Raw genomic sequence first — 23341 nt, 5'->3', positions numbered from 1 at the left:
CCGAATGAGCGAATACGATACGGTTCGAGCGGCAATCCAGTCGAGCGGAGCGAACACGCCGTCGGATCGAAAGCTCGTTTATAGAAACCTAATCGAGACCCTTCACCGCAAGATAGCGGAGACGCAGCCTCGTTTTCGTCCGGTTCTGGCGGAACGCCTGCGTGCACTTCGTCAGGCGACCAAGGATTTCGAGAGCGACTACCTAGATGAAGCGCTCCGACCCGAAGGCCCTAAGGTCGACAAGACCCCGCCCGATCCATCGGTGTCGACGGTGTTCAAGCTGGCGCCCAGGGCTCATCCTCTTGGGCGGGTGCGCACGATTGTCGCTCTGACGCTCCGATTCCTGCGGCACCTCAGCCGGATCGGGCCGGCGGCAGCGGTCTGGATTTTTATCGAGCCTATCATCCAGATGGCCGTCATCGTCGGCATCTACTCCCTGATCGGCGCTACATCGATCATGGACATGGAGACCCTGCCGTTCGTCGTCCTTGGCGTTGGCGCCTGGTTCATGTTCCGGATCATCGTCGTGAGAACAGCAAACATGGCGGTTGAGCCCAATCTCGTGCTCATTCCCCGAATACGTATGATAGATGTACTTCTATCACGAGCGCTTGCCTATGCGATCCTTTACACATGGTCGCTCTGCTTCTTCCTGATCCTGATCGAACTGACCGGTCGGGGAGTGGAAATCGACAGCATCCTAGGCGTTGTCGCAAGTTGGTTCGCCGTATTCCTTTTCTCCATCGGCACGGGTCTCATTTTCAGAGGACTGATCAGCTATGTTCCGGTCCTGGTGCGCTTCACACCCTGGATCGTCAGGCTATTCTTCTATACGGGCGGTATCGTGTTTGTGAGCGAACAGCTTCCTGATTTTCTTGCGAAATGGATGCTGCTGAACCCCCTGTTCGACGCGACTCAGTCCCTGAGGTCGGCTTTCTTCACCACATATCAGTCAACGGAATCCTCGCTGACATATAGCTATGTGGTGAGCATCACACTGATCGCTGTAGGCTTGATGGTGCAGGCGGGCAGGTTGAGCAAGCACTGAATTTCAAGCAGCTGGTCGTGGGCGTCCGAGCGAGACCTTCCCGCCCGGACGCACTCCGGGTGCGACCTAAGTGATCGGCAGGCCCTGGTCGGTCATCAGTCCAGCCTTGGCGAAGGCTGGCTCAAGCACAGCCAGTAGGGCCTTATGGGCTCTGGTGCTTTCGGCCAGGGATGGCAGCATCGGCGCCATGTCGGCCAACATCGGACGCGCGTACAGGGCGCTCAATTCGCTTTGATACGGGGCTCGGCCGATATCCTGGACGACGATTCCAGCCGGGTCGACCAACTGTCCGGCGCCTTCCAGTATGGTCAGGTGGCGATCCCCCTGGGTCAGCCTGACGAGCGGCGTTTCGGGGCCATCTTCTTCGACCGATAGCAGCAGGCTGGACCCGCCAGAGGTGCGGAAGCGGACGGCGCCCCAGATTTCAAAATAACCCTCTCGTTTGCATGGCCACGGCTTGGACAGGTCGGCGTCGACAGCCGTAATGTCCATATCGCTCGAAAGCATCTGAAGAAGATCAATGAAGTGAACCCCATTGCAGGCAAGACCCAGGTGCCTGCCCGAAACCTCAAGCGCCACCGGCTGGCCCGAGGCGCGAGTATCCTGGGCCAGCTTTTGATACAGGGGCCAGAGACGCCGGGCGGTATTGACGTAGGCCGAGGCGCCGACGGCCTGGAGCGCCGCCTGCATCCGATCAAAGGCGGCCTGTTGGGTGAAAACCACCTTTTCTAGGAGGAAGCGCCGCGTACCGCGATCCAATTCCTGCCGGATCATGGTTTCCCTTCCTGCAGCGGAGGTCGCCAGAATCGCGAGGTCGGCCGGGGTGTCGTGCAACTGGCTGAAATCGCCCTCCGACCCCGTGTAGCTGGACCATTCGAGCCCAGCCCGCTCACGTGCCGAGTGGGCGAGATCATAGCCTTCAAGGCGGATGTCCTTGGCCATCGACGCGAGGCCCTGCAGATGCCGAAAGCCGATATTGCCTAGGCCGATCAAACGAACGATCGGGCGTCTGGGGAGGAGCATGGCCTTATCCTATAGAAGTGAGCCTGGCAGGGGGTAGATGGCGTTCAGAAGGACTTCAACCCGTCTTGGTCATGAGAAGGGTGGGATTCTGATTCAATCTAAGGCAAAAGCTGGCCAAGTAGCGTGGTACAGTTGCGTTGCAGGTGCTCTCAGAGGGTTTGATGTCTAAGAAAGTCGTTGTTACCGGTGCCGACGGATTTATCGGCTCCCACCTGACCGAAGCGCTTGTTCGCGCCGGCTATGACGTCAAGGCGATGACGTTGTACAACTCGTTCAACTCGGACGGTTGGCTGGACAGCTGTGATGACGACGTCAAGGGCCACTTCGAGACCCAGTCTGGCGATGTCCGGGACCTTTCGACCTGCATGGCGGCAGTCAAGGGCGCTGATCATGTATTCCACTTGGCGGCTCTGATCGCCATTCCGTACTCCTACGCTGCGCCTCGCTCCTACGTGGAGACAAACGTCATCGGCACGCTGAATATGCTGGAGGCTACACGCAGCCAGGGGGCGCGTATGCTTCACACCTCCACTTCTGAGGTCTATGGCACGGCTCAATACGTTCCGATCCCGGAATCTCATCCGTTGGAGGCGCAGAGCCCCTACGCCGCGTCCAAGACCGGCGCGGATCAGATGGCTCTGTCATTCCATCGCTCGTTCGAGACCGACGTCTTCGTTTGCCGGCCGTTCAATACATACGGCCCGCGTCAGTCGGCACGCGCGGTCATCCCCACCATCATCAGCCAAGCCATCGCCAACAAGGGCGTGATCCAGCTCGGTTCCCTGAGCCCGACCCGCGACTTCAATTTTGTCAAGGATACGGCCGCAGGCATGATGGCGGCAATGGACAAGGCGCCGGCGGGCTCGACCATCAACCTGGGTTCTGATTTCGAGATCTCGATCGGCGATCTGGCTCGGACCATCTGTGAAGTGGTTGGCGTCGAACCGCAGGTTTCGATCGATCCGGCCCGCGTTCGCCCAACCGCCAGTGAAGTCGAACGTTTGTGGGCTGACAACTCGCGCGCCAAGGAATTGCTCGGCTGGTCGCCCAAGTATGGCGGGATCGAAGGCTTCAAGGACGGTCTGCGCGAAACCGTCGAATGGTTCACCAACCCGGAGAACCTGAAGCTCTACAAGGCCGGCCAGTACAACGTCTGAGATCCAGAAAATGATGAGCCCTGTCGCGGATGCCCTGCGCCGCTTTCTGCGAGACGATCTTCGTCTGGAAGGCGTCGTACCGCTCCATAGCCCTGTCTTCCGGGGCAACGAACGCGCCTATGTACTTGATTGCCTGGACAGCACTTTTGTGTCGTCCGTCGGTGAGTATGTAACAAAATTCGAGAATGAGGTGGCGCGACGATCAGGGTGCCGCTTTGGCATCGCCACTATGAATGGGACGGCGGCGATCCACGCCCTGCTTCATGCCGTTGATGTTCAGCCAGATGATCTGGTGCTCTGTCCGGCCCTGACTTTCGTCGCAACGGTCAACGCCATCCTCTATACTGGGGCGGCGCCAGTCTTCCTAGACTCCGACGAAGACACTCTCGGGCTTTCGCCGCAGGCCGTCGCCGAGTTTCTGGCGCTGTGCGAGCACCGCAACGGTCAGGCCTGGTATCAGGGGCGTCGGGTTCGAGCCTGCCTGCCTGTGCACATCTTCGGGCATGTCATCGACATCGCGGCCATCGAAGCCGCCTGTGAACCTTATCAGGTCATCGTCCTGGAAGATGCTGCTGAAAGCCTGGGCGCCAGCCGGAACGGGCGTTCCGCGGGTTCGCTGGCCCATGCGGCGGCCGTCAGTTTCAATGGCAACAAGATCGTCACCACTGGCGGTGGCGGCTGCATTGTCACCAACGACGAGGCCTTGGCGCATCGACTGAAGCATCTGACCACCACCGCGCGGGTTCGGCATCAATGGTCGTTCCTGCACGATGAGATGGGCTTCAACTATCGCCTGCCGAACCTCAACGCTGCTCTGGGCTTGGCCCAGATGGAGCAGTTGGACGGCTTCTTGGCTGCGAAGCGAGCGCTAGCGAACTGCTATGCGGCGGTCTTCCAGGGGCTGCCCGATGTCAGCTTCGTGGGGGAGCCCCAAGGCGTGATGTCCAACTACTGGCTGCAGGCTATTCGCGTTCGTGATCGCCAAGAGAGGGACGCCACGCTCGAAGCGTTGAAGGCCGATGGCATCGAGGCTCGGCCGGTCTGGTCGCTGATGCCGGATCTTCCGCATCTGGCCGACTGCGCCAAGATCGGCGACCTCGCCGTGGCGCGCAGGATAGAGGACACGCTCATTAATATTCCGTCCAGCCCTTGGCTCATGGACGACGTCGCCGCCTGATCGACGGGCGTAAGCAGGCGACCGACGCCGTGCGGTCTGGTCGCCTGCGCCTGGGTCAGTCGACCCCGAAGGCCCTGGTGAACAGCAGCCAGATCATGCCGGCAATCAGCCCGATGGCGGCGCCGGCAAGTAGGGCCATCCATGTATGTGGCCAAGCCTTTTGCGTTGGCGTGGTGGGGGAGCTGATCGTCAGCAGATAGCGTTGTTGGCGTGAGGCGTTAATTCGGGCTTCCGCGAGTTGCGACCGCGTTTCTTTCAAGCTTTCTTGAGCCATCGCCAGGTTGCTGTTGGCGTTCTCGAAGGCCGAGATGTTTCCCGAAATCGCGCTTGCAGAGCCCACCAGAAGGTCGCGTTGCGCCTCGATGAAGTGATCGAGCGTTCCAATGCGCGCGTTCAGGTCCGCCATCTTCGGGCTTCCCGCAGGGGCGCCCAAGGCTTGGAGCGACGCGCGTTCGGCGGCGGCGGCGGCGCGCTGAATTTCGAGCTGCTGTATGACGGCCCCGATCCGGGTAGCCTCAGCCGAGGGATCGAGACGGCCGGTCGTATTGCGTAGGTTGCGGATCTCGGCCTGCGAGTCGGAAACGCGCTGCTCCGCTTTCTGGACTTCGCTCTCTGCAAAACTCAGGACGTCGCCACGGACGCGCTCGTTGTAACGGTTGATGAAGGCCTCGGAGAGCTCAAGCGTCGCTTGGGTGATGCGGGCAGCCTGATCTGCACGTCGGGCGGACCCTTCGATCTCGACGTTCTGACGGGTCAGGCTGTAGCGCACCTTAACCACGGAACGGTAGAATTTGAGCTTCTCCTCGGGGGTCGGATTGGCGGGCAGGGGGTGAAGCGGATCCGCGCTGCCGCCAGGAAACATGGCGAATAGGCCGATCTTGGCGTCGATCGCCTTCATCGCATCGGGTGATTGAAGATAGTCCTGGATCAGAAAACCATCGAGGAGGGCGATCATGTCGCCGGTCGCGGCAGTGCGGCGCGCCATGGAGGCGGCTGCGCTGGGCGAAATCTCACCGGTGCCTCCGCGAACGACTACAGTCGCAGTCGACGCATAGAGCGGCAGCGCCAACAGCAAGGCGTAGATCATGCCGACCAAGAGCCCAGCCGCCGTCGTGAGGGCCAGCAGAGCCCAAGCCCGACTGCGCCTAAACGGGTCGATGACTTTGGACATGTCGAGGCGGTTGACGAAATCCAGCCTAGAAGAGTTCATCGTCATCGTTAAGGGTCCGTTTCGACTCTTCCATGAGTTCGCCCGCTGCGGCAGGTTTCACATCCAGAAGCGCGTCTGTGATATCGCTGTAGCATATGGCTTCATCGGGCCGCAGCAGAATGGTGACGTCGCACATCCAGCTCCAGGGCTCCAGCGGCGGGCAGACCGCCAACAGGCCGCGGCCTTCAAGCTTTTCCTGGAAGCGCGCGAGCCATTCAGTCTCGAAGGCTTCGTCGCGGCTCGGCCCGGCGCCATAGACGACATAGATGTCGAACTGGGGCCAGAGCACCGCCAATCGCTCGAACTTGAGTCGCTCTATCGTCGGCCAGTTGTTCATCATGACGCCCATGCGCTCGGCGCCAAACCAGCGGATGGCGTCTCGGGTGCAGGCTCGCGCGTCGAGATTATACAGGTCGGCTAGGAAACGGATAGTTTCGCGCCCCGTCAACGTGCCCCGCATCAGACTCTGGCCAATCGGCCATGACGGGCGTCCGTCGAGCCGGACGGAGCCCTTCTCTGGCCGACGGGAGCCGATGACCAAGTTGATGAAGCCGGCTGGAATGTCGTCGCGTTCCGAAATGACCAAGGCTCGGCGTGTGCCGACCTTCAGGGAAAGCCCGGAGAATATCGGACGCTTCTTAGCGCCGGGAAGAAAGACGTTGTCGAAGGTCAGCACGAGTGGGATCCGGCCATCAGCGGCGTCAGTTGGCGGTAGCTAGGCGCTCGATCGTCGCCGCGCTGGCCCCGACAGCCACCGTGCCCTGGATGGCGCTCAAGATCTTGGTCCATTGGGCCACCGGCGCCTCGGTGACGTAGAGGGTGTCGCCGGGACGAACCAGGAAGCGTTGCGCGACGGCGAAGGCGTCGCGCTGGCGCATGTCGAGTTGATAGATGATGGGGCGCGGGTCGGTGTCGGTGGTGTCGGGCGACCGGAAGACAAACACACCGCGCGGATTCGCGCGCAACGGATCCAGTCCGCCAGCTTCTGACAGGGCGTTGAGAAGCGTGACGTCAGCGGTCGCCAGCGGATGGGAGCCCTGACGACGCACGGCTCCCAACGCTTGGAACACGGCGGGCTTCACAGTGACGATCAGGTCTGTGTCCCCGTCAAGCGGCAGGGGCGGACCGGCGAGGATCTGCGCTAGCGTCGCCTGGGATGCGCCGTCATGCTTTCGGATGGTGACATTGGCCGTGAATGGGGCCTCATACGGAGCCCCCGCCCGGGACAACGCGTCCTGAATCGTTAGCAGGTCCGAGCCGATCGCCAGTCTGCCCGGCGTTCTGACAGCACCGGCCACTGAAACGCTGCCGCGATTGCGGGACTTGATCTCCACTAAGGCTTCGGGGCGGGTGGCGAAACCGCGCACGCGAGAGAGAATGTCGAGACGAATCGCCGCCACGTCGCGGCCTTCGACGCGCAGGGCGCCGACATAGGGAAGAACGATCGTGCCGTCTTCGCGTACAGGAACGTCGGGAAAGACGCTGCCGCCCGTCGCCGGAGTCGCAAACACGCCGTCGGGCAAGCCCTCGAATAGGGCAATGGTCAGGACATCACCTCTGGCCACAACGAACCGTGCCATCGAAGGCGCGGGAGCGTAGGTCTGTGGCTCCGGAAGCTCAAATGTCGCGCGTTGTTCTGGAACTCCGGCGAGGGTCAGAGTCTGCAGCCGCAGATCGCTGCCGGAACCAATAGCTTTGGTGGTCGGTCCATCCGTCGGAAGCCCCGCGCAGCCGACAAGTGTCATGGCCATGCCCATCAAGGCGACCATCATCGGCGATCTGGCGATCATTCGGCTTTGCCCCTTTGCAGTCGCGCCTCGCCATCTACGCCGGTCGCGCCTGCGATGGAAAGTGCCGTCACGCTTTTTATGCGCTTGTGTTTTCGCCAAAAGCCAAGCTTTGAGGTCAGGCCGTCAGTTCTACGGGCTTGAGTTCCTCGCTGGCGCGCTGAAGGTCGCCGGGGCGGCCCACGTCCATCCAGAAGCCGTCATGTTCATAGGCGCAGACCAGATAGCCATTCTGCTTTGCCCGCTCCATAAGTTGGGGCATGTCGACCCGTTCGCCGGGTGCGATGAGTTGCAGCAGTTGGGGATTGATGACGTAGGTTCCCGCGCTGACTCGGTAAGAGAAGCTTGGTTTCTCGACCACTGAGAGGATCTCACCCGCGTCGTCTACTGAGATCACGCCGAAGGGCACATTGACCTCATGCGGTACAGTTACGACCGTCATGTCTGCTTGCTGGCGTTCATGCGCTGACAGCAGCGCGACATAGTCGATATCCGTCAAAATGTCGGCATTGCAGACCAACATGGGATCGTCGTTTACTGGTCCGATCAGAGAAAGTCCGCCCGCCGTTCCCAAGGGAATTTCTTCATGCGCGTACCGAATTTGAACACCCCAACCTGAGCCATCGCCACAATGGGATCGAATTTTTTCCGGCAGATAGTGCGTTGTCAGGACATAGCTATGCAGGCCGTAACGCTTCATCCGGTGGATGATTCGTTCAAGCATGGGTTGGCCTGCAACAGGGATCAGGGGCTTGGGCAGGTGGCGCGTTAGGTCGCCGAGGCGGCTGCCGAAGCCACCTGCCATAACGACTACCGTGTTCGCCCGTCGGGCTGCTGCGGGTCGGATGGTCAGTTCGTGAACTTCAGCCTGCATTGGTGAACGCCTTCAAACGGATAAATGGTCGAGCGAGAATGACTGCCAGAGTTCCCGGTTCCAACAACACTGCACTTCGACCTATCGGCCCGTGGGCCATGAAATTTACCAAACCCCGACAAGCAAGGACGAGTCGGCGCTGCATCTATAAAGACGCTTTAGATCATACGATCATGACAAAGGTCCATATCCCAAAAATGCAACATTTGTTCTTAAAGGTTCTCAACGGGATGGCGGAGGGTTGAGCAGACGTTTCGAGCGTGTCTAAGCGTTGTCGTTATTCTCTTAACAAAATCCTTTGGAGCGATTTGTGCGTAGGGGAGACGCCGAGGGTGGTCCAGCCCACAGCCGCTCAGCTTGTAGGAGAATATTTGGTCGCAGCCGGTCGCGCTTAGCGCATCCGACGGGTGTTCCCAATTCTGCTTATCCGTTCAAACTCTCGCGCAATCCAAGAGCATTTGCGTCGACCAAGGGGCTAGAAATGCGGGGCTGTCCGATAAGATCGATTGCACGCGCCCTGATCTGTGAAGTGGCAGGCTGCGCGCCGGGTGCACGCTTTTAAAGTGGGCAGCTCGGCCAGCCCCCCGCCCTGCTCAAGGCGCTGAGGCGGGGTTTGTTGATCTTCTGGCCGATCCAGCGGGCGCTTTCGATCAACTGGTCGAGGTCGTAGCCGGTTTCGAAGCCGGCGCGCTCCAGCATGTAGACCAGATCCTCGGTGGCGATGTTGCCGGTTGCGCCGGGCGCGAAGGGGCAGCCGCCGATGCCGCCGACGGAGGCGTCGAGGATGTCGATCCCGGCCTCGACCCCGGCGTAGGCGTTGGCCAGGCCGGTGTTGCGGGTGTCGTGGAAATGCAGGCGAAGGGTCGCGTCGGGGGCGGCCTTGCGGGCGGCTTCAACCTTTTTTGTGACGCTCCACGGATCGCCGACGCCGATGGTGTCGGCCAGGGCGATCTCTTCGACGCCCAGCGCCGCGATGCGGGCGACCAGTTCGCTGACCTGTTCGACCGAGACCTCGCCGTCGAAGGGGCAGCCCCAGACGCAGGACAGGGTGGCCGACAGCTTGGGCGTCGCGCCCGGCGCACCCTCGGCATTGCGACGGCCCGCCATGATGTCGGACAGCATCTGCACCTGCTGGTCGACGTTGAGGCCCTGGTTCTTCAGGCCGAAACCGTCGGTGGCGGACATGGCGACATTGACCTCGTCCACCGCCGTGCCGAGCGCGCGGTCATAGCCCTTGCCGTTCAAAACGAGGCCGATGCGGCTGCGACCCTCGGCGGGGGGCAGGGCGGCCATGACCTCTTCGGCGCCGGCCATCTGCGGCACGTATTTGGGATGGACGAAGCTGACAGCCTCGATGCGTTTGGCGCCCGCGGCTTCGAGGCGTTGCACGAAGTCGGCGCGGACGGCGGGCGTCAGCACGGCCTTTTCGTTCTGCAGGCCGTCGCGCGGCCCGACCTCGACGATCTGGATGAAGCGACCCATCAGCGGGCGCTCCGCTCGCCCGCTCCGGCGGGGGCATAGACGGTCAGGCGCACGTCGTCGCCGGAGGAGTAGTTGTGGCCGCTGACCACGCCGACGGCGCGTCCGGCGGCGCCGAGGTCAGCCAGGGCGCGACGGAAGGCCTCGTCGTCGTGGGCCTCGACGATGGCGGGGCGGCCCTCGGCCAGGGCGCGGGCGGCGCCGGGGCCGTCGGTCAGCTGGGTGTCGCGCCCGGTCAGGAAGACGAAGCTGGGCTCGTGGAAGCCGGTGATGGCCACCGGGCCGGGATAGCGGCCCTGGGCGGGGCTCAGCTCGGCCGACTCCAGGGTCTTCACCAGGCGCGGGGCGATGGACAGGGGGCGCAACTGGCGGACGGTCCCGGCCAGACCGGCGTGAGCGATGACGCCGCACAGGATGGCGGCCAGGACGCCGGTGATCGCCGCCCGATTGACCAGCAGGAAGCCGCCGACCGCCGCCGCCATGACGGCGAAGACGATGGTCACGGTGGCCCAGGTCTGGGCCGTCGAACGCCCGAACTCGGTCAGGCCATAGACGGTGATGGCGCAGATGATGACGGCGGCGAACAGGCCCAGCAGGGCGCCGGATATGCGCGAGACCTTGCCGATGGGCTGGGTCAGGGCGGCGGCGGCCAGAAGCGCGATCGCGCCAAACGTAGGCAGGGTATAGTGCCACAGCTTGGTCGGGGCGATCTCGAACATCAGCCAGGCGGGCACCAGCCAGCAGACGGCGAAGCGGATGGCCGGCTCGGCGCGGCGGCGCCAGCCGGTCGACAGGGCGGCGGGCAGCATCAGGGTGACGGGGAACAACAGCAGGGGCGACAGCAGGGCGTACATGCCGATGAAGCCGCCGTGGCTTTCGTGGGCGCCGGTCAGCTTGGGCGCCAGATCGCCGCCGATGGCTTCACGCCAGAAGCCGCCGTCTGTGGCGATGGTGACGGCGATGGCCCAGGGGCCGACCAGCAGGGCCACCAGAGGCAGGCCCCAGCCCCAGCCGAGCTGACCCAGCCACTTGATGTTTCGGTCCCAGACCGTCAGGGCGATGATCGACAGGGCCACGACCAGAAGCCCGATCGGTCCCTTGATCAGGATGGACAGGCCGATGCCCAGCCAGAACAGCAGCTTGTGCCAGCGCACCGGCTTCTCACTGGCTCGCGTCGCCATGTAGATCCGCGCCAGCGCCGCCATCGACAATGTGGTCAGGCCGCACAGCATGGCGTCGGTCTTGGCGATGCCCGCCTCGGACGACAAAAGGAAGGTCGCGCCCAGCATGGCGCCCGCCAAAAAGCCCGCGCGATTGCCGAACAGGGCCGCGCCCGCCCAGGCCACGGCCCAGGCGGCCAGCATGGCTCCGAACAGCGACGGCAGGCGATAGGGCTGGATATTGCGGTCCTCGACGTCGGAGGTCAGGGCCACGGCGGCGGCCTGCATCCAGTAGATGCCGACCGGCTTCTTCCAGCGCGGTTCGTCCTGGAAGCGGATGTCGACGAAGTCGCCGCTTTCCAGCATCTGCGCGGTCGCCTGGGCGAAGCGGCTTTCGTCGCGGTCCAGCGGCGGCAGCAGCATCAGGCTGGGCAGGCCGGCGAGCAGGGCCAGCAGGGCCGCCAGAACGGGGCCGCGCCAGCCGGCGATGAGGTGATCCAGGTTCGGGCGGTTCATGGCGCTGTCGTATCACGCCGACGCCGCCCCCCGGAAGCTTCAGCTTTGCATCGGTCGCGCGTCCCCCGTTTTCCTCGCCCCCGGCGATGCGCTACAGAGCGACGATGACCGATAGCTCTGCCTCGACTCCCGATATTTCCGTCGTCGTGCCCGTTCACGACGAATCCGGCGCCGCCGTGCCTCTGGCGCGCGAGATCGCCGAGGCCTTCGCCGGTCGGTCTTATGAGATGATCTTCGTCAATGACGCCAGCCGAGACTCGACCCTGGCCGAGCTGCAGGCGGCGATGGCGGAACTGCCGACGCTGCGGGTGTTGTCGCATGCGACCAATGCGGGTCAGAGCCGCGCGGTGCGCACCGGCGTCCTGGCGGCGCGCGCGCCCATCGTCGTGACGCTGGACGGCGATGGCCAGAATCCGCCCGCCGACGCCCCGCGCCTGGCCGACGCCCTGATCGCGGCGCCCGCCAATGTCGCCCTGGTCGGCGGCGTCCGCGCCAAGCGTCAGGACACGAACGCCAAGCGTCAGGCCTCGATCTGGGCCAACCGCATCCGGCGCAAGCTGCTGTCCGACGACGCCGATGACACCGGCTGCGGATTGAAGGCCTTCCGTCGCGACGTCTTCCTGCGTCTGCCCTACTTCGATCACATCCACCGCTACCTGCCGGCGCTGACGATCCGCGAGGGCTATGAGAACCGCTACCTCGACGTCGATCACCGCCACCGCGAGACGGGCCAGTCGAAATACACCAACTGGGGTCGGCTGCGGGCGTCGTTCTCGGACCTTCTGGGCGTGATGTGGCTGAAGTCGCGCTCGCGTCGTCCGGGCGCGATCAGCGAGTTCTGACCGCGCTTGGCCCATATGGCCGCGCATCGGAAACCGGGGTAAGCAGGGCGATCTGGAGGGGCCGCCATGCTGATCGCCATACCGCTGCTGATCGTTCCGGTCGTGATCTACAACCTGGTCGTTCTGCTGGGCGGGAGCGCGCCGGACGCGGTCCTAGGCCAGACCTCGGTGCTGGGCGAAGTCCTGTTTCGCGTGCCCATGACCTCGGGCGCGGTGTGGAGCGTCAGCGTCGGCGACCTGATCCTGTTTTTGTCGCTGATCCTGCTGTTTGTCGAACTGCTGAAGTCGACCTCCAGCCAGCGGGTGGCCATCGTCAATCACGCCCTGTCGATGGTGCTGTTCGTGGTCTGCCTGGTCGAGTTCCTGCTGCTGCCGGGGTTTGCGGGATCGGTCTTCTTCCTGATCCTGACCATGGTGCTGCTGGACGTGCTGGCCGGCTTCATCGTCACCATCATCGCCTCGCGGCGCGACTTCGACATGAACCCGCGCTGATTAGCTGAAGGCGACGAAGACCAGGGCGACCACGGTCACGTCGAACAGGCGGGCGGCGAGGTTGAGGACGGCCATGGGCGAAACTCCGGTCGAAGACGCCGGAGCCGTCGCAAACGGCGTGCCATTCGTTGGAGCGGCCTAGACCTCGGTCTGTCTCGCCCTGCCCACGCGGGGGCGTCGGTCGCGCTTGCCCGAATATTCCGCGCCCAGATAGGTCGAGCGGGCGGCGTCCAGAACCGGCGGCCCGCCCTTCAGTCCGCGTTTCTGCCCCTTCTGACCCAGCACCTGCGCGGCGAACAGGGCCGGAGGCGAGAGCGGCGACACGGCAGGCTTTGCCGGGGAGGCGGCATGATCGACCCGCTCTCCGGCTGGAACCACGGCGCGCGAGGCCTCTTCGGCCCGGGCAGCGGCGCGACGATCACGCTCGCGCCGATCGCCCTCACGGCGCTCGTGCACCGTCTGGCCCTCGATCGGGCTGATCGGGCGGACGCCGTCGGTCACTTGTCGGCGCCGGCCAGGCGGTCGATCTGGGCGCGCATCTCGTCCATCTGACGACGCATCTCGTCCAGGGGCGAGGCGGCGGCGGGCGCGGCCTCGGGCTCAGGCGTCCTTTCGGCCTCGCCGCCGGGACGGCCATAGGCGGTCATGCCGGGGAACATCTTCATGGCCCGCTCGAACATGGCCATGTTCTGGCGCACGGCTTCTTCCATCAGGCCGCCGCCGGGCGTGCCGGCGAAGGTGCGGGTGAACTGGCTGCGCAGCTGCTCCTGCTGGCGGCTGAAGCTGTCCAGCGACATCTCCAGATAGGACGGCAGCACCGCCTGCATCGAGTTGCCGTAGAAGCCGATCAGCTGACGCAGGAACTGCACCGGCAGCAGGGCCTCGCCGCGGCTCTCTTCCTCGAAGATGATCTGCGTCAGGATCTGACGCGTCAGTTCGTCATTGGTCTTGGCGTCATAAACGACGAATTCGACCCCCTCGCGCACCATCTGCGCCAGGTCTTCCAGCGTCACATAGGCGCTGGTGGCGGTGTTATAGAGCCGCCGGTTCGCATACTTCTTGATGACGACGACGCCATCACGGGTTTTTCCGCCCTCGGATTTCTTGTCGGCCACGCTTGTTCTCGCGTTGTTGCAACGCGGCACTATCACGCGTTGCGCGCGCGAAGGCCAGAGGGCGCCGCAGGGTCAGGTGGCGCCGGGCGCCAATACCACGCCGATCAGGATGGCGGCCCAGTGCACGCCGGCCCCGGCGACGACGAAGCCGTGCCAGATGGCGCGGCGGAATTTCACCTTCTGGCTGATGAAGACAAAGACGCCCGAGGTATAGATCAGCCCCCCTGCGACCAATAGGCCCAGAGCCAGTGGATGCACCGTCTCGATCATCGGTTTCAGCGCAAAGATGGCCACCCAGCCGAACAGGACATAGACCCCGCTCCAGAAGACATCCGAGAGGCGCGGGGCGAACATCTTCACCGCCACGCCTGACAGAGCGATGGCCCAGACGGCGATGGTGAAGCCGATCGACCACGCCCCTTCGAACCTCTGGGTGGTGAAGGGGGTGTAGCTGCCGGCGATCATCAGGAAGATGGCCGCCTCGTCCAGCCGCCGCAGCACGGGCCGCGCGGCGCAGGGGTGGGTCTGATTATAGATGGTCGAGGCGGTCAGCATGGCCAGCAGGCAAACGGCGTATATGGCGGTCGCCACCACGGCGCCGATCCCGCTGTAGAGCCCGGCCAGGACCGCCAGGACGACCCCGCCGACCGCCGCCAGGCCCAGGCCCACGATATGGACCCACAGATCGGCCAGACGCTCGGCGCGCGATTGATAGTGCTCGATCATGTCGAGATCGTCGGGCGTCCACACCCGTCGCGCCAAGGATTTAAGCCGCACCAGCATCACTCCTGAAAAGCGTCCGCTGAGGGTATCGTTCCCGTCAGATTGCGCCCTGATGATGACGAAGTGCTGAACTTCGCAACTGCGAGAGGTGACGCCGGCTGTGGAATGCGGCACAACCTCGCCCAGAATTCTCCCCGGAGTGAATATCATGACTGATGTAGTGATCGTTTCCGCCGCCCGCACCCCGGTCGGCTCCTTCCTGGGCGCCCTGTCCAGCCTGCCCGCGTCCAAGCTGGGCGAGGTCGCCATCAAGGCGGCGCTGGAACGGGCCGGCGTGGCCGCCGCCGACGTGGACGAAGTCATCCTCGGCCAGGTGCTGCAAGCGGGCGCGGGCCAGGGCCCGGCGCGTCAGGCCTCGATCGGCGCCGGCCTGCCCAACGAAACCCCGGCCTGGAGCCTGAACCAGCTGTGCGGCTCGGGCCTGCGCGCCGTGGCCCTGGCCTATCAGCAGATCGTTCAGGGCGACGCGAAGATCGTCGTCGCTGGCGGTCAGGAAAGCATGAGCCAGTCGCCCCACACCGCCCAGCTCCGCAACGGCCAGAAGATGGGTGAGTTGGGCTTGAAGGACAGCATGCTGCAGGACGGCCTGATCGACGCCTTCCACGGCTACCACATGGGCCAGACGGCCGAGAATATCGCCAACAAGTGGTCGATCGATCGCGCGTCGCAGGACGCCTTCGCCGTCGCCTCGCAGAACAAGGCCGAGGCCGCCCAGAAGGCCGGCAAGTTCGTCGACGAAATCGCCCCCGTCACCATCTCGACCCGCAAGGGCGACGTGGTCGTGGATCAGGACGAGTACATCCGCCACGGCGCCACCATCGAGGCGATGGAGAAGCTGAAGCCCGCCTTCGTCAAGGACGGCTCGGTCACGGCCGCCAACGCCTCGGGCATCAACGACGGCGCTGCGGCTCTGGTGCTGATGTCGGCCGATGAGGCCAAGGCGCGCGGTCTGGAACCGCTGGCCCGCATCGCCTCCTGGGCCACGGCGGGCGTCGATCCGGCCATCATGGGCACCGGCCCGATCCCGGCCTCGAAGAAGGCGTTGGAGAAGGCCGGCTGGACCGTGGCCGACCTGGACCTGATCGAGTCCAACGAAGCCTTCGCCGCCCAGTCGCTGTGCGTGGTCAAGGAGTTGGGCCTCGATGCGGCCAAGGTGAACGTCAACGGCGGCGCCATCGCCATCGGCCACCCGGTCGGCGCCTCGGGCGCCCGCGTCCTGACCACCCTGCTGCACGAGATGAAGCGCTCGGGCGCCCGGAAGGGTCTGGCCACCCTGTGCATCGGCGGCGGCATGGGCGTGGCCATGTGCGTTGAGCGTTAAGGTCGCGCCTCAAGGCTGAAATGCAAAAGGCCGGCGGAGCGATCCGCCGGCCTTTCTCATGTCTGAGGGCTGAGCGTCAGAAGCCGCGTCGCCAGCTGCCCAGCAGGGCGTAGCCGGTGGGCGCGCCCGCGCGGTGCTGTTCGTCGCGGCTGGCCACGGCCTCCAGTTGCAGCATCGACCCGCCGGGCAGGGGGTGCAGGCTGCGCACAGAGAAGTCGATCTGACGTCCCGACGGGCTGGCCGAGAAGCGGCGCTCGGAGAAGGTGACGGGGTCGAAATACTCCAGCGGCACGTCGGCCAGGAAGGCGCTGAAGGTTCCGCTCTCGATCCGCAACGGTTGCGAGATCTCCCAGGTCAGACGGCTGCAGCCGAGCGCCCACGACGGGCAGTCGGATTGCAGGGCCATGCGCCAGGTCGAGCTGACGGCGGCGCTGGACAGGTTCAGGAACCGGCCCTCGATCTCGGTGCGGCCGAAACCGGCCTCGCCGCTCAGCACGACGCCACGGCCCAGCGACAGGTCGCCGCCGAAGGCCGCAAAGCGCGTGCGCGACGGCATGGCGAAGTCCGAACGCGTCGGCATATAGGCGCCGAGCGGTCCCATCTTCTCGTCCAGAGCCCCCATGCTGAACGACAGGCCGCCGTGCTCGCCGCGCCAGTCCAGCGCGGCACGGGCATAGGAGGAGACGTCCTGTTCGACCGAGCGCAGCGGGGCGCGGCGGTCGCCGGCGCCGGTCTCGGCGCTGAGGGTCAGGGGGCCAAAGCCCAGGCCGTCGAAGACCATGGCCCCGCGCACCGCGTGGTCGGCCTGCGCCAGGGCGGCGAAGCCGTCGCCCGAGCCGGTGCGGAAGGGCGAACGCGATCCGCCCCTGCCTTGCCAGGCGGCGAAGGACATCCGCCCGGCGGTGACGTCGAACAGGGCCTCCTGCTTGACCTCGTCGCCCAGCCAGGGGGCGTCGAAGGGGGTGTAGCGATTCAGGATCGGCTCGGGCGTCTCGACCGGGACAGCGGCGACCAGCGACAGCTTCGCCCCGCCGGGGCCGTCCATCGTCACCTGCGACTGACGCATGGGCGTGGGGTTTTCCGGCTGATAGCTGCGGCGCGGGGCGATGCGATAGGCGGCGCCCATGTCGATGCGGAACAGGCGCTCGTATTCATCATAGCCGATGGTGCCCAGGGCGTCGGTGCGCCCCATGGCGTCGCCGAACGGTCCGCCGACATAGGCGCCCGGTTCGATGGCGACCTGAACCGCCCGGCCCGTCGCCTGGGGCGAGGAAGTCGTCCCGACGGGCTGGAAGGCCTTGGCGATGTCCAGCAGGCCGCGGCCATAGATCACGTCGGTTCCCGTATCCCCGGCGTCGCGTCCGGTACGCAGCAGGATATCGACCGCCTGCTTGCCCGTCAGGTTGGGGAAGGCCTCAAGCAGCAGGGCCAGGGCCCCGGCCACGGCGGGCGAGGCGAAGGAAGTCCCGTTGGCGATCCAACAGGAGTTTCCCTCGCAGTCGGTGTAGATCTGAACGCCGGGCGCCGAGAGGAAATAGGTCTGCGACACCCCGGCGCGGTTCGAGAAGCCGGCGATCTGATTGGCGTTGTCGTGGGCGCCGGTGACGATGATCCCGCCCGCAAAGCGCGGGTCGCTGGCGTAGCGGCCAGGCCATTCGGGGTTGGTTCCGGCCTCATTGCCCGAGGCCACGGCGAAGACCACGCCGGCGTTGATCGCCCGCCCCAATGCGTTTTCAAACGCGGCGCCCAGGGGGCCTTCCCCGCCCAGCGACAGGTTGATGATCTTGGCCCCGTTGGCGACGGCGTAGTCCAGGGCGCGGGCCAGGTCGGACCCGTAGAAGCAGACGGTTTCCTTGGGATCGCTGCAATTGCTGACGTCGGCGCGGATCGAAAGGATGGTGGCGTTATAGGCGACCCCGACCGTGCCGTAGTTGTTGAAGGCTGCGGCGATGACGCCTGAAACGCTCGTCCCATGGGTGTCCGGACCCTGCGGCTGGTTGCGGCCGTAGATGACGTCGGTGGACAGGGGAGAGATGTTCACCGCCAGGTCCTGGTGATCCAGCTTGATGCCGCTGTCGACTACGCCGACCGTGACGCCGCGCCCCGTCGCCCCCGTCTGCCAGGCGGCGATGGCGCCGGTGTTCCCGACGCCGTAGTTCCTCAGATACTCGGACGAGTTCGCCGACGGAATGGTCGCCGGCGGCGGGGGTGGGGGTGGCGGGGGCGGTGGCGGAGGAGGTGGCGGAGGCGTGACGACGCCCCCGCCTCCACCCCCGCCCCCGCCGCAAGCGGCGAGGGGCAGGGCCAGAAGGCCGAGCGCGCCAAGTGAAATCGCTACCTTGCGCAGACCCTTGATCGTCAACGCCGCCTCCCCCGGAAAACAAGGCCGCCATTAGGCCATAGTTCGCGCCGTTGGCGAGCCGTTTATGTGTCGATGCGGCGCGTTGCTGGCGGTAAACCTTCGATCAGTCGCGCAGCAGTTCATTGACGCCAGTCTTGGCGCGGGTCTGGGCGTCGACGCGCTTGACGATGACGGCGCAATAGAGCGACGGACCGCCGTTCGGGTCGGGCAGGGCGCCCGGCACCACGACGGAATAGGCCGGCACCTCGCCGCGGAAGATCTCGCCGGTGGCGCGGTCGACGATCTTGGTCGAGCCCGACAGATAGACGCCCATGGCCAGGACCGCGCCTTCGCGGACGATGACGCCCTCGGCCACCTCGGCGCGGGCGCCGATGAAGCAGCCGTCCTCGATGATGGTCGGGTTGGCCTGCAGCGGCTCCAGCACGCCGCCGATGCCGGCGCCGCCCGACAGGTGGACGTTCTTGCCGATCTGGGCGCAGGAACCGACCGTGGCCCAGGCGTCGACCATCGAGCCTTCATCGACAAAGGCGCCGATGTTGACGAAGGACGGCATCAGCACGACGTTCTTGGCCACGTGGGCGCCGCGACGGACGATGGCGCCCGGCACCGAACGGAAGCCGGCAGCCTGATAGTCGGCGGCGCTCCAGTCGCCGAACTTGTTGGGCACCTTGTCCCAGAAGGGACCGACGGCGACCGGGTGATCGGCCGACAGCGGCAGGGTGGGGGCGTGGCCCGCACGCATGATGACGTTGTCGTTCAGGCGGAAGGACAGCAGCACGGCCTTCTTCAGCCATTGATGGGTGGTCCAGACGCCGTCCGCGCCGCGCGTAGCGACGCGGGCCTGTCCTGCGTCCAGCAGGGCCAGGGCGGTGTCGACGGCGTCGCGGACCTCGCCGCGCGTAGCGGCCGAAACCTCGGCGCGGGCTTCCCAGGCGGCTTCGATGACGGATTCCAGATGGGTCAGGTCGGTCATTGCGGATCTCCGTCCAGCATGGCGGTGGTCAGGAAGGGGCCGACGGTCGCGGCCCGATGGTGGATATGCTCGCCTTCAGCCGTGAAGGCCTTGGGACCGACCAGAACCGTGGTCATGCCGATGGCGTGGGCCGGCTCCAGGTTCTTGGGCGTGTCCTCGAAGAAGCAGGCCGTGGTCGGATCGACGCCGAACCGGGCCAGCATTTTCTGGAAGGTGCGCGGGTCCGGCTTGGGGATCAGGTCGGCGTCTTCCAGGGCGAAGATTCCGTCGAAGAAGCGTGTCAGCTCCAGCTTCTCCATGACCCGCCGGGCGTGGCCGATCGAGCCGTTGGTGAAGATCAGGCGCGGTCCGCTCAAGCGTTCCAGCGCCGCGTGCAGGCCGGGATCGGGCGTCAGCACGTCCAGCGGCACATCGTGGACCTCGGCCAGGAAGTCGTGGGGGTCGATGTCATAGTGCATCATCAGACCGGCCAGCGAGGTGCCGTAGTCGTGCAGATAGCCGCGCTGAACGCTGAGTGCCTCGGCGGACTCCAGGCCCGATGTGCGCACCACATACTGATTGATGCGCTGTTCGACCTGTTTCAGGAACAGGCTTTCCGGCGGGTAGAGGGTGTTGTCGAGATCGAACACCCAGGAGCGGACGTGACGCAGGTCGGCGCCGATCTCGGTGGTCACTTCTGCCGTCGCTTCCGCCGTCACTGGGCCTTCACCAGTGTGCCCGCCCCGAACTCGGTGAACAGCTCGACCAGCATGGCGTGGGGACGGCGCCCGTCCAGGATGACCACGGCCTCGACGCCCGCGCGAACGGCGGCCATGGCCGTCTCCAGCTTGGGGATCATGCCGCCGTTGGCGACGCCGGTGTCGATCAGGCCTTGGGCCTCTTCGAGGTTCATCTGGCGGATGATCTCGCCGTCCGCGCCCTTCACGCCCGCCACGTCGGTCAGCAGCAGCATCCGCTTGGCGCCCAGCGACCCGGCCACGGCGCCCGCCACCGTGTCGGCGTTGACGTTATAGGTCATGCCGTCCTCGGCCACCCCGATGGGGGCGATGACCGGCACCCAGTCCTCGGTCTCGGAGGCGATCAGGCCCTTGATCAGCTTGGGGTCGACCTTGGTCGGTTCGCCGACGAAGCCCAGATCGACCTCGTGCTCGATCATGCTGTCGGGGTCGCGCTTGGTGCGCTTGGTCTTCTCGACCGTCAGCAGGCCGGCGTCCTTGCCCGACAGGCCGACGCCGCGCACGTCGGCTTCCTTGCCGGCGACGGTGATCCAGTGGGCGATCTCCTTGTTGACCGCGCCGGACAGGACCATCTCGGCCACCTGCATGGTGTCCTTGTCGGTGACGCGCAGGCCGTCCACGAAGGCCGACTTGACGCCCGCCTTGTCCAGCATGGCGCTGATCTGCGGCCCGCCGCCGTGGACCACCACGGGGTTCACGCCCATCAGCTTCAGCAACACCACGTCGGCGGCGAACTGCCTGGCCACGGCGCTCTCGCCCATGGCGTGGCCGCCGTATTTGATGACCACGGTCTCGCGATCATAGACCTGGATATAGGGCAGGGCTTCGGCAAGCGTCTTCGCCGTTTCCCAGCTGCGTTCTTCGGATTGCCGTTCGGTCTCTTGCATGATGTGCGCTCGATAGCGGCGGAGGGCGCGGAAGTCACGACATCAACCGCGCGAGGATGATGGGCGCGCGCACTGGTTGTTCGGATGCAACTCTTTCCATTGCTGCAGACTTGGCTATCAATGATATATGGGGCTTTATCCAGTGATCATGTGCGGGGGCGCTGGGACGCGGCTATGGCCGGTGTCTCGACCCTCTCGACCCAAGCAATTCATGTCCCTGGACGGCGCCCGCTCTCTGTTTCAGGAGGCCGTATTGCGGGCTGCCGCCTTGGCGAGCTGCGGGGGGCACCTGATTGTCGTGGGCGGGGTGGATCACAAGGCATGGATTCTGGATCAGCTGGCCCAGATCGATATAGATGCTCAGGTGCTTCTGGAGCCCGAGGCGCGAGATTCTGCGGCGGCGATGACGGCGGCGGCGATCTGGACCCATGAGCGGGATCCGCAGGGGGTGAACGCGTTTATCGCTTCGGACCATCACATTCCCGATCATGCTGCCTTTCGAGCGGCGGTCCTTCAGGCGGTCGAAGGCGCGCGACAGGGTCGGATCGTCACCCTGGGGATCGTGCCGACCGAACCCTCTTCGGCCTATGGTTATATCGCGCCGACGGGGGCGGGACTGGGACCGATCGCGGCCTTCGTGGAAAAGCCCGATCCATCAAAGGCCCGACTATATGTCCTTCAAGGCTATCTTTGGAACAGCGGCAATTTCATCGTGTCATCCAGGGTTCTTCTGGATCAGGTGCGAACTTTTGCGCCCGAGATCGAGCGTGCGGTCAGCAGGGGGATCGCGACGGCCGGGCGCGGTGCGGTCGCGGTTCTGGGGGAGGCCTTCCGCGAGGCGCCGAAGATCTCGATCGATTATGCCGTGATGGAGAAAACAGCCCTAGCCTCGGTGCTTGAGGTGGATTTCAAATGGTCCGATCTTGGCGCCTGGGACGCGATCGCCGCCAGCGGGGAGGGCGCCGCAGGCCAGCACATCTTCGAGGATGTCGAAGGCTGTTTGGCGCGGGCCGCCGACGGCATCCTTGTCGCCGCCGTCGGCGTGCGAAATCTGGCGATTATCGCCGAACCTGATGCGGTCCTCGTCTGCGATCTGAGCCGTTCCCAGGACGTCAGGAAGGTGGTTGAACGGATCCGGCTGTCCTGTCCTGAGCACGGGGATTTCGTGCGCCGCCTCGAAGAGCCCTTGGGTGTCGGCGCGCGCCGTTTGCAGGACTGGCTGCGACGGAAGGCCTTGCCGATCTGGACTACGATGGGCCAGCGAGAGGACGGCGGCTTTGTCGAAAGATTGGGGCTGGATGGGCGTCCGCTGCACGAGCCGCGCAGGGCGCGCGTTCAGACGCGGCATATCTATGTCTTCGCTCAGGCGGGGCTCATGGGATGGCAGGGGCCGTGGGCGCGGGCGGTCCGTATGGGCCTGGAGAGCCTGGAAGCGGATTTTGTGCGGCAAGATGGGCTGATGCGCACCTTGCTGGATAAGGACGGACGCCCGTTGGATGAGACGGCCATGGTCTATGATCAGGCGTTCCTTCTGCTGGCGCTGGCGACAGCCCGCAAGGTGGGCGCCATTGAGGAGGAGGCGGCTTTGGCGCGCGGCAAGGCCGTGCTTTCAGCCCTTGAGGCGCGGGCCGCGTGCAATGGCGCTTTCCGCGAAGGCGGAGCCTTTCCTTATCAGTCCAACGCCCACATGCATCTTCTAGAGGGGGCGTTGGCGTGGGAGGAGATCAGCGACGACCCTGTCTGGTCGGCCTTGGCGGATCGCCTCGCGAACCTGGCGCAGACCCATTCATTGATCCTGACACAGGCCGTCTGGGCGAATTTCTGGACAAGACCTGGAAGCTCGAGGGCTACGAGGGCGGCGGACGAGTCGAGCCGGGACACCAGTTCGAGTGGGCCTGGCTCCTTGCGCGTCATTCTCGGCTCCGCGGCGACGAGGCCGGCGTCGAGGTGGCGCGACGCCTCTATGCGTCCGGAACAGACGGCATCAGCCTGCGCCACGACGTGGCGGTCGACGCCCTGAACAGCGACGGCACGGTCCGGACCAACCAGGCGCGGCTGTGGCCGCAGGCGGAATGGTTGAAGGCGGCCCTGATCCTGGCGCGGGAAACTGAGGGGGGGCTTCGTGCGGCCTATCTGAACGACGCCGCCGTCGCCTTGAGAGCGCTTTGGCTCTACCTCACCCCCGATGGTCTTTGGCGGGACAAACGATTGCAGAATGGCTGCTTCGTGGACGAGCCGGTCCCAGCCAGTTCATTCTACCATATTATGTCCAGCTTCACACAGTTGGCGGAACATTCGGACCTTCATGGCGAAGGATGGGAGTTATCCGTCTCCCTGCGTTAACAGAAGCGGTTCCGAGGTTAAGGTTTTGTAGCGCTGCGGCCACGGTAGAGTTGCA

The 23341-nt window shown here is 64.9% G+C and carries 20 protein-coding genes and 1 pseudogene; 7 read left to right on the top strand and 14 right to left on the bottom strand.

Annotation, left to right across the window (positions count from 1 at the left end):
- Window positions 1-4: 4 nt before the first annotated feature.
- A complete protein-coding gene (locus P0Y52_12585) occupies window positions 5-1048 on the top strand; it encodes a hypothetical protein (GenBank protein WEK57369.1) in 1044 nt (347 codons plus the stop codon).
- A gap of 66 nt (window positions 1049-1114) precedes the next feature.
- Here the strand turns inward: P0Y52_12585 and P0Y52_12580 are convergent, their stop codons facing one another.
- Window positions 1115-2071, bottom strand: a complete 957-nt coding sequence (locus P0Y52_12580) for a hypothetical protein (protein ID WEK57368.1) — start codon at window positions 2069-2071, stop codon at window positions 1115-1117.
- 161 nt (window positions 2072-2232) lie between these two features.
- On the opposite strand from P0Y52_12580, the gene P0Y52_12575 reads away from it, so the two are divergent.
- Both P0Y52_12575 and P0Y52_12570 read left to right on the top strand, forming a co-directional pair.
- Entirely contained in the window at window positions 2233-3228 is a 996-nt protein-coding gene (locus tag P0Y52_12575; GenBank protein ID WEK57367.1) for an SDR family NAD(P)-dependent oxidoreductase, read from the top strand.
- A gap of 10 nt (window positions 3229-3238) precedes the next feature.
- Window positions 3239-4405 carry a LegC family aminotransferase gene (locus tag P0Y52_12570; GenBank protein WEK57366.1) on the top strand — a complete coding sequence of 389 codons (1167 nt, stop codon included), beginning with the start codon at window positions 3239-3241 and terminating at the stop codon, window positions 4403-4405.
- A gap of 55 nt (window positions 4406-4460) precedes the next feature.
- Here P0Y52_12570 and P0Y52_12565 read toward each other — a convergent pair whose 3' ends face one another.
- The 6 genes from P0Y52_12565 to P0Y52_12540 all read right to left on the bottom strand — a co-directional run bounded on the left by P0Y52_12565 (window position 4461) and on the right by P0Y52_12540 (window position 11431).
- Entirely contained in the window at window positions 4461-5621 is a 1161-nt protein-coding gene (locus tag P0Y52_12565) for a hypothetical protein (GenBank protein WEK57365.1), read from the bottom strand.
- A complete protein-coding gene (locus P0Y52_12560) occupies window positions 5602-6291 on the bottom strand; it encodes a hypothetical protein (GenBank protein ID WEK57364.1) in 690 nt (229 codons plus the stop codon). The genes P0Y52_12565 and P0Y52_12560 overlap by 20 nt, the downstream gene beginning before the upstream one ends.
- A gap of 25 nt (window positions 6292-6316) precedes the next feature.
- Window positions 6317-7405 (bottom strand): polysaccharide biosynthesis/export family protein, encoded by a 1089-nt coding sequence (locus P0Y52_12555; GenBank protein WEK57363.1) that lies wholly within the window; start codon window positions 7403-7405, stop codon window positions 6317-6319.
- A 115-nt stretch (window positions 7406-7520) separates the two neighbouring features.
- Window positions 7521-8276 (bottom strand): sugar phosphate nucleotidyltransferase, encoded by a 756-nt coding sequence (locus P0Y52_12550; protein ID WEK57362.1) that lies wholly within the window; start codon window positions 8274-8276, stop codon window positions 7521-7523.
- A gap of 558 nt (window positions 8277-8834) precedes the next feature.
- Window positions 8835-9758 (bottom strand): hydroxymethylglutaryl-CoA lyase, encoded by a 924-nt coding sequence (locus tag P0Y52_12545; protein ID WEK57361.1) that lies wholly within the window; start codon window positions 9756-9758, stop codon window positions 8835-8837.
- Window positions 9758-11431 carry a glycosyltransferase family 39 protein gene (locus tag P0Y52_12540; protein ID WEK57360.1) on the bottom strand — a complete coding sequence of 558 codons (1674 nt, stop codon included), beginning with the start codon at window positions 11429-11431 and terminating at the stop codon, window positions 9758-9760. The genes P0Y52_12545 and P0Y52_12540 overlap by 1 nt, the downstream gene beginning before the upstream one ends.
- 104 nt (window positions 11432-11535) lie before the next feature.
- Here P0Y52_12540 and P0Y52_12535 point away from each other — a divergent pair, with 104 nt between their 5' ends.
- The gene (locus tag P0Y52_12535; GenBank protein ID WEK57359.1) at window positions 11536-12273 is read left to right on the top strand and encodes a glycosyltransferase family 2 protein; all 738 of its coding nucleotides are present in this window, start codon (window positions 11536-11538) and stop codon (window positions 12271-12273) included.
- A 66-nt stretch (window positions 12274-12339) separates the two neighbouring features.
- Complete coding sequence (locus P0Y52_12530; protein WEK57358.1) at window positions 12340-12765, top strand: hypothetical protein; 426 nt, start codon at window positions 12340-12342, stop codon at window positions 12763-12765.
- A 138-nt stretch (window positions 12766-12903) separates the two neighbouring features.
- On the opposite strand, the gene P0Y52_12525 is transcribed toward P0Y52_12530, so the two are convergent.
- The 3 genes from P0Y52_12525 to P0Y52_12515 form a co-directional block, all read right to left on the bottom strand.
- The gene (locus tag P0Y52_12525) at window positions 12904-13266 is read right to left on the bottom strand and encodes a hypothetical protein (GenBank protein ID WEK57357.1); all 363 of its coding nucleotides are present in this window, start codon (window positions 13264-13266) and stop codon (window positions 12904-12906) included.
- Window positions 13263-13880, bottom strand: a complete 618-nt coding sequence (gene phaR / locus P0Y52_12520) for a polyhydroxyalkanoate synthesis repressor PhaR (protein WEK57356.1) — start codon at window positions 13878-13880, stop codon at window positions 13263-13265. The genes P0Y52_12525 and phaR overlap by 4 nt, the downstream gene beginning before the upstream one ends.
- A gap of 72 nt (window positions 13881-13952) precedes the next feature.
- On the bottom strand, window positions 13953-14663 hold the full coding sequence (locus tag P0Y52_12515; protein WEK57355.1) for a hemolysin III family protein: 711 nt from the start codon (window positions 14661-14663) through the stop codon (window positions 13953-13955).
- 148 nt (window positions 14664-14811) lie between these two features.
- Here P0Y52_12515 and P0Y52_12510 point away from each other — a divergent pair, with 148 nt between their 5' ends.
- The gene (locus P0Y52_12510) at window positions 14812-15984 is read left to right on the top strand and encodes an acetyl-CoA C-acetyltransferase (protein ID WEK57354.1); all 1173 of its coding nucleotides are present in this window, start codon (window positions 14812-14814) and stop codon (window positions 15982-15984) included.
- Between the two features lie 76 nt (window positions 15985-16060).
- Here P0Y52_12510 and P0Y52_12505 read toward each other — a convergent pair whose 3' ends face one another.
- The 4 genes from P0Y52_12505 to argB form a co-directional block, all read right to left on the bottom strand.
- Window positions 16061-18346 carry a S8 family serine peptidase gene (locus P0Y52_12505; GenBank protein ID WEK57353.1) on the bottom strand — a complete coding sequence of 762 codons (2286 nt, stop codon included), beginning with the start codon at window positions 18344-18346 and terminating at the stop codon, window positions 16061-16063.
- 103 nt (window positions 18347-18449) lie between these two features.
- Window positions 18450-19319, bottom strand: coding sequence for a 2,3,4,5-tetrahydropyridine-2,6-dicarboxylate N-succinyltransferase (gene dapD / locus P0Y52_12500; protein ID WEK57352.1), 870 nt, complete (start codon window positions 19317-19319; stop codon window positions 18450-18452).
- On the bottom strand, window positions 19316-19993 hold the full coding sequence (locus P0Y52_12495; protein WEK57351.1) for a pyrimidine 5'-nucleotidase: 678 nt from the start codon (window positions 19991-19993) through the stop codon (window positions 19316-19318). Before P0Y52_12495 ends, dapD begins: the two co-directional genes overlap by 4 nt.
- 20 nt (window positions 19994-20013) lie before the next feature.
- A complete protein-coding gene (gene argB / locus P0Y52_12490) occupies window positions 20014-20943 on the bottom strand; it encodes an acetylglutamate kinase (protein ID WEK57350.1) in 930 nt (309 codons plus the stop codon).
- Window positions 20944-21091: 148 nt separating this feature from the next.
- Between argB and P0Y52_12485 the strand changes: the two are divergent.
- Window positions 21092-23286: pseudogene (locus P0Y52_12485) on the top strand (AGE family epimerase/isomerase).
- The last annotated feature ends 55 nt before the right edge of the window (window positions 23287-23341 follow it).

It is taken from the genome of Candidatus Brevundimonas phytovorans (genome assembly GCA_029203145.1).
GTDB classification, from domain to species: domain Bacteria; phylum Pseudomonadota; class Alphaproteobacteria; order Caulobacterales; family Caulobacteraceae; genus Brevundimonas; species Brevundimonas phytovorans.
The sequence above is the reverse complement of the archived record's forward strand: the minus strand, read 5'-3'. Positions and strand labels throughout refer to the sequence as shown.

Coding starts and splice junctions, on each gene's coding strand:
- P0Y52_12585 (WEK57369.1), top strand. CDS start 5: ATGAGCGAATACGATACGGTTCGAGCGGCAATCCAGTCGAGCGGAGCG.
- P0Y52_12580 (WEK57368.1), bottom strand. CDS start 2,071: ATGCTCCTCCCCAGACGCCCGATCGTTCGTTTGATCGGCCTAGGCAAT.
- P0Y52_12575 (WEK57367.1), top strand. CDS start 2,233: ATGTCTAAGAAAGTCGTTGTTACCGGTGCCGACGGATTTATCGGCTCC.
- P0Y52_12570 (WEK57366.1), top strand. CDS start 3,239: ATGATGAGCCCTGTCGCGGATGCCCTGCGCCGCTTTCTGCGAGACGAT.
- P0Y52_12565 (WEK57365.1), bottom strand. CDS start 5,621: ATGACGATGAACTCTTCTAGGCTGGATTTCGTCAACCGCCTCGACATG.
- P0Y52_12555 (WEK57363.1), bottom strand. CDS start 7,405: ATGATCGCCAGATCGCCGATGATGGTCGCCTTGATGGGCATGGCCATG.
- P0Y52_12550 (WEK57362.1), bottom strand. CDS start 8,276: ATGCAGGCTGAAGTTCACGAACTGACCATCCGACCCGCAGCAGCCCGA.
- P0Y52_12545 (WEK57361.1), bottom strand. CDS start 9,758: ATGGGTCGCTTCATCCAGATCGTCGAGGTCGGGCCGCGCGACGGCCTG.
- P0Y52_12540 (WEK57360.1), bottom strand. CDS start 11,431: ATGAACCGCCCGAACCTGGATCACCTCATCGCCGGCTGGCGCGGCCCC.
- P0Y52_12535 (WEK57359.1), top strand. CDS start 11,536: ATGACCGATAGCTCTGCCTCGACTCCCGATATTTCCGTCGTCGTGCCC.
- P0Y52_12530 (WEK57358.1), top strand. CDS start 12,340: ATGCTGATCGCCATACCGCTGCTGATCGTTCCGGTCGTGATCTACAAC.
- P0Y52_12515 (WEK57355.1), bottom strand. CDS start 14,663: ATGCTGGTGCGGCTTAAATCCTTGGCGCGACGGGTGTGGACGCCCGAC.
- P0Y52_12510 (WEK57354.1), top strand. CDS start 14,812: ATGACTGATGTAGTGATCGTTTCCGCCGCCCGCACCCCGGTCGGCTCC.
- dapD (WEK57352.1), bottom strand. CDS start 19,319: ATGACCGACCTGACCCATCTGGAATCCGTCATCGAAGCCGCCTGGGAA.
- argB (WEK57350.1), bottom strand. CDS start 20,943: ATGCAAGAGACCGAACGGCAATCCGAAGAACGCAGCTGGGAAACGGCG.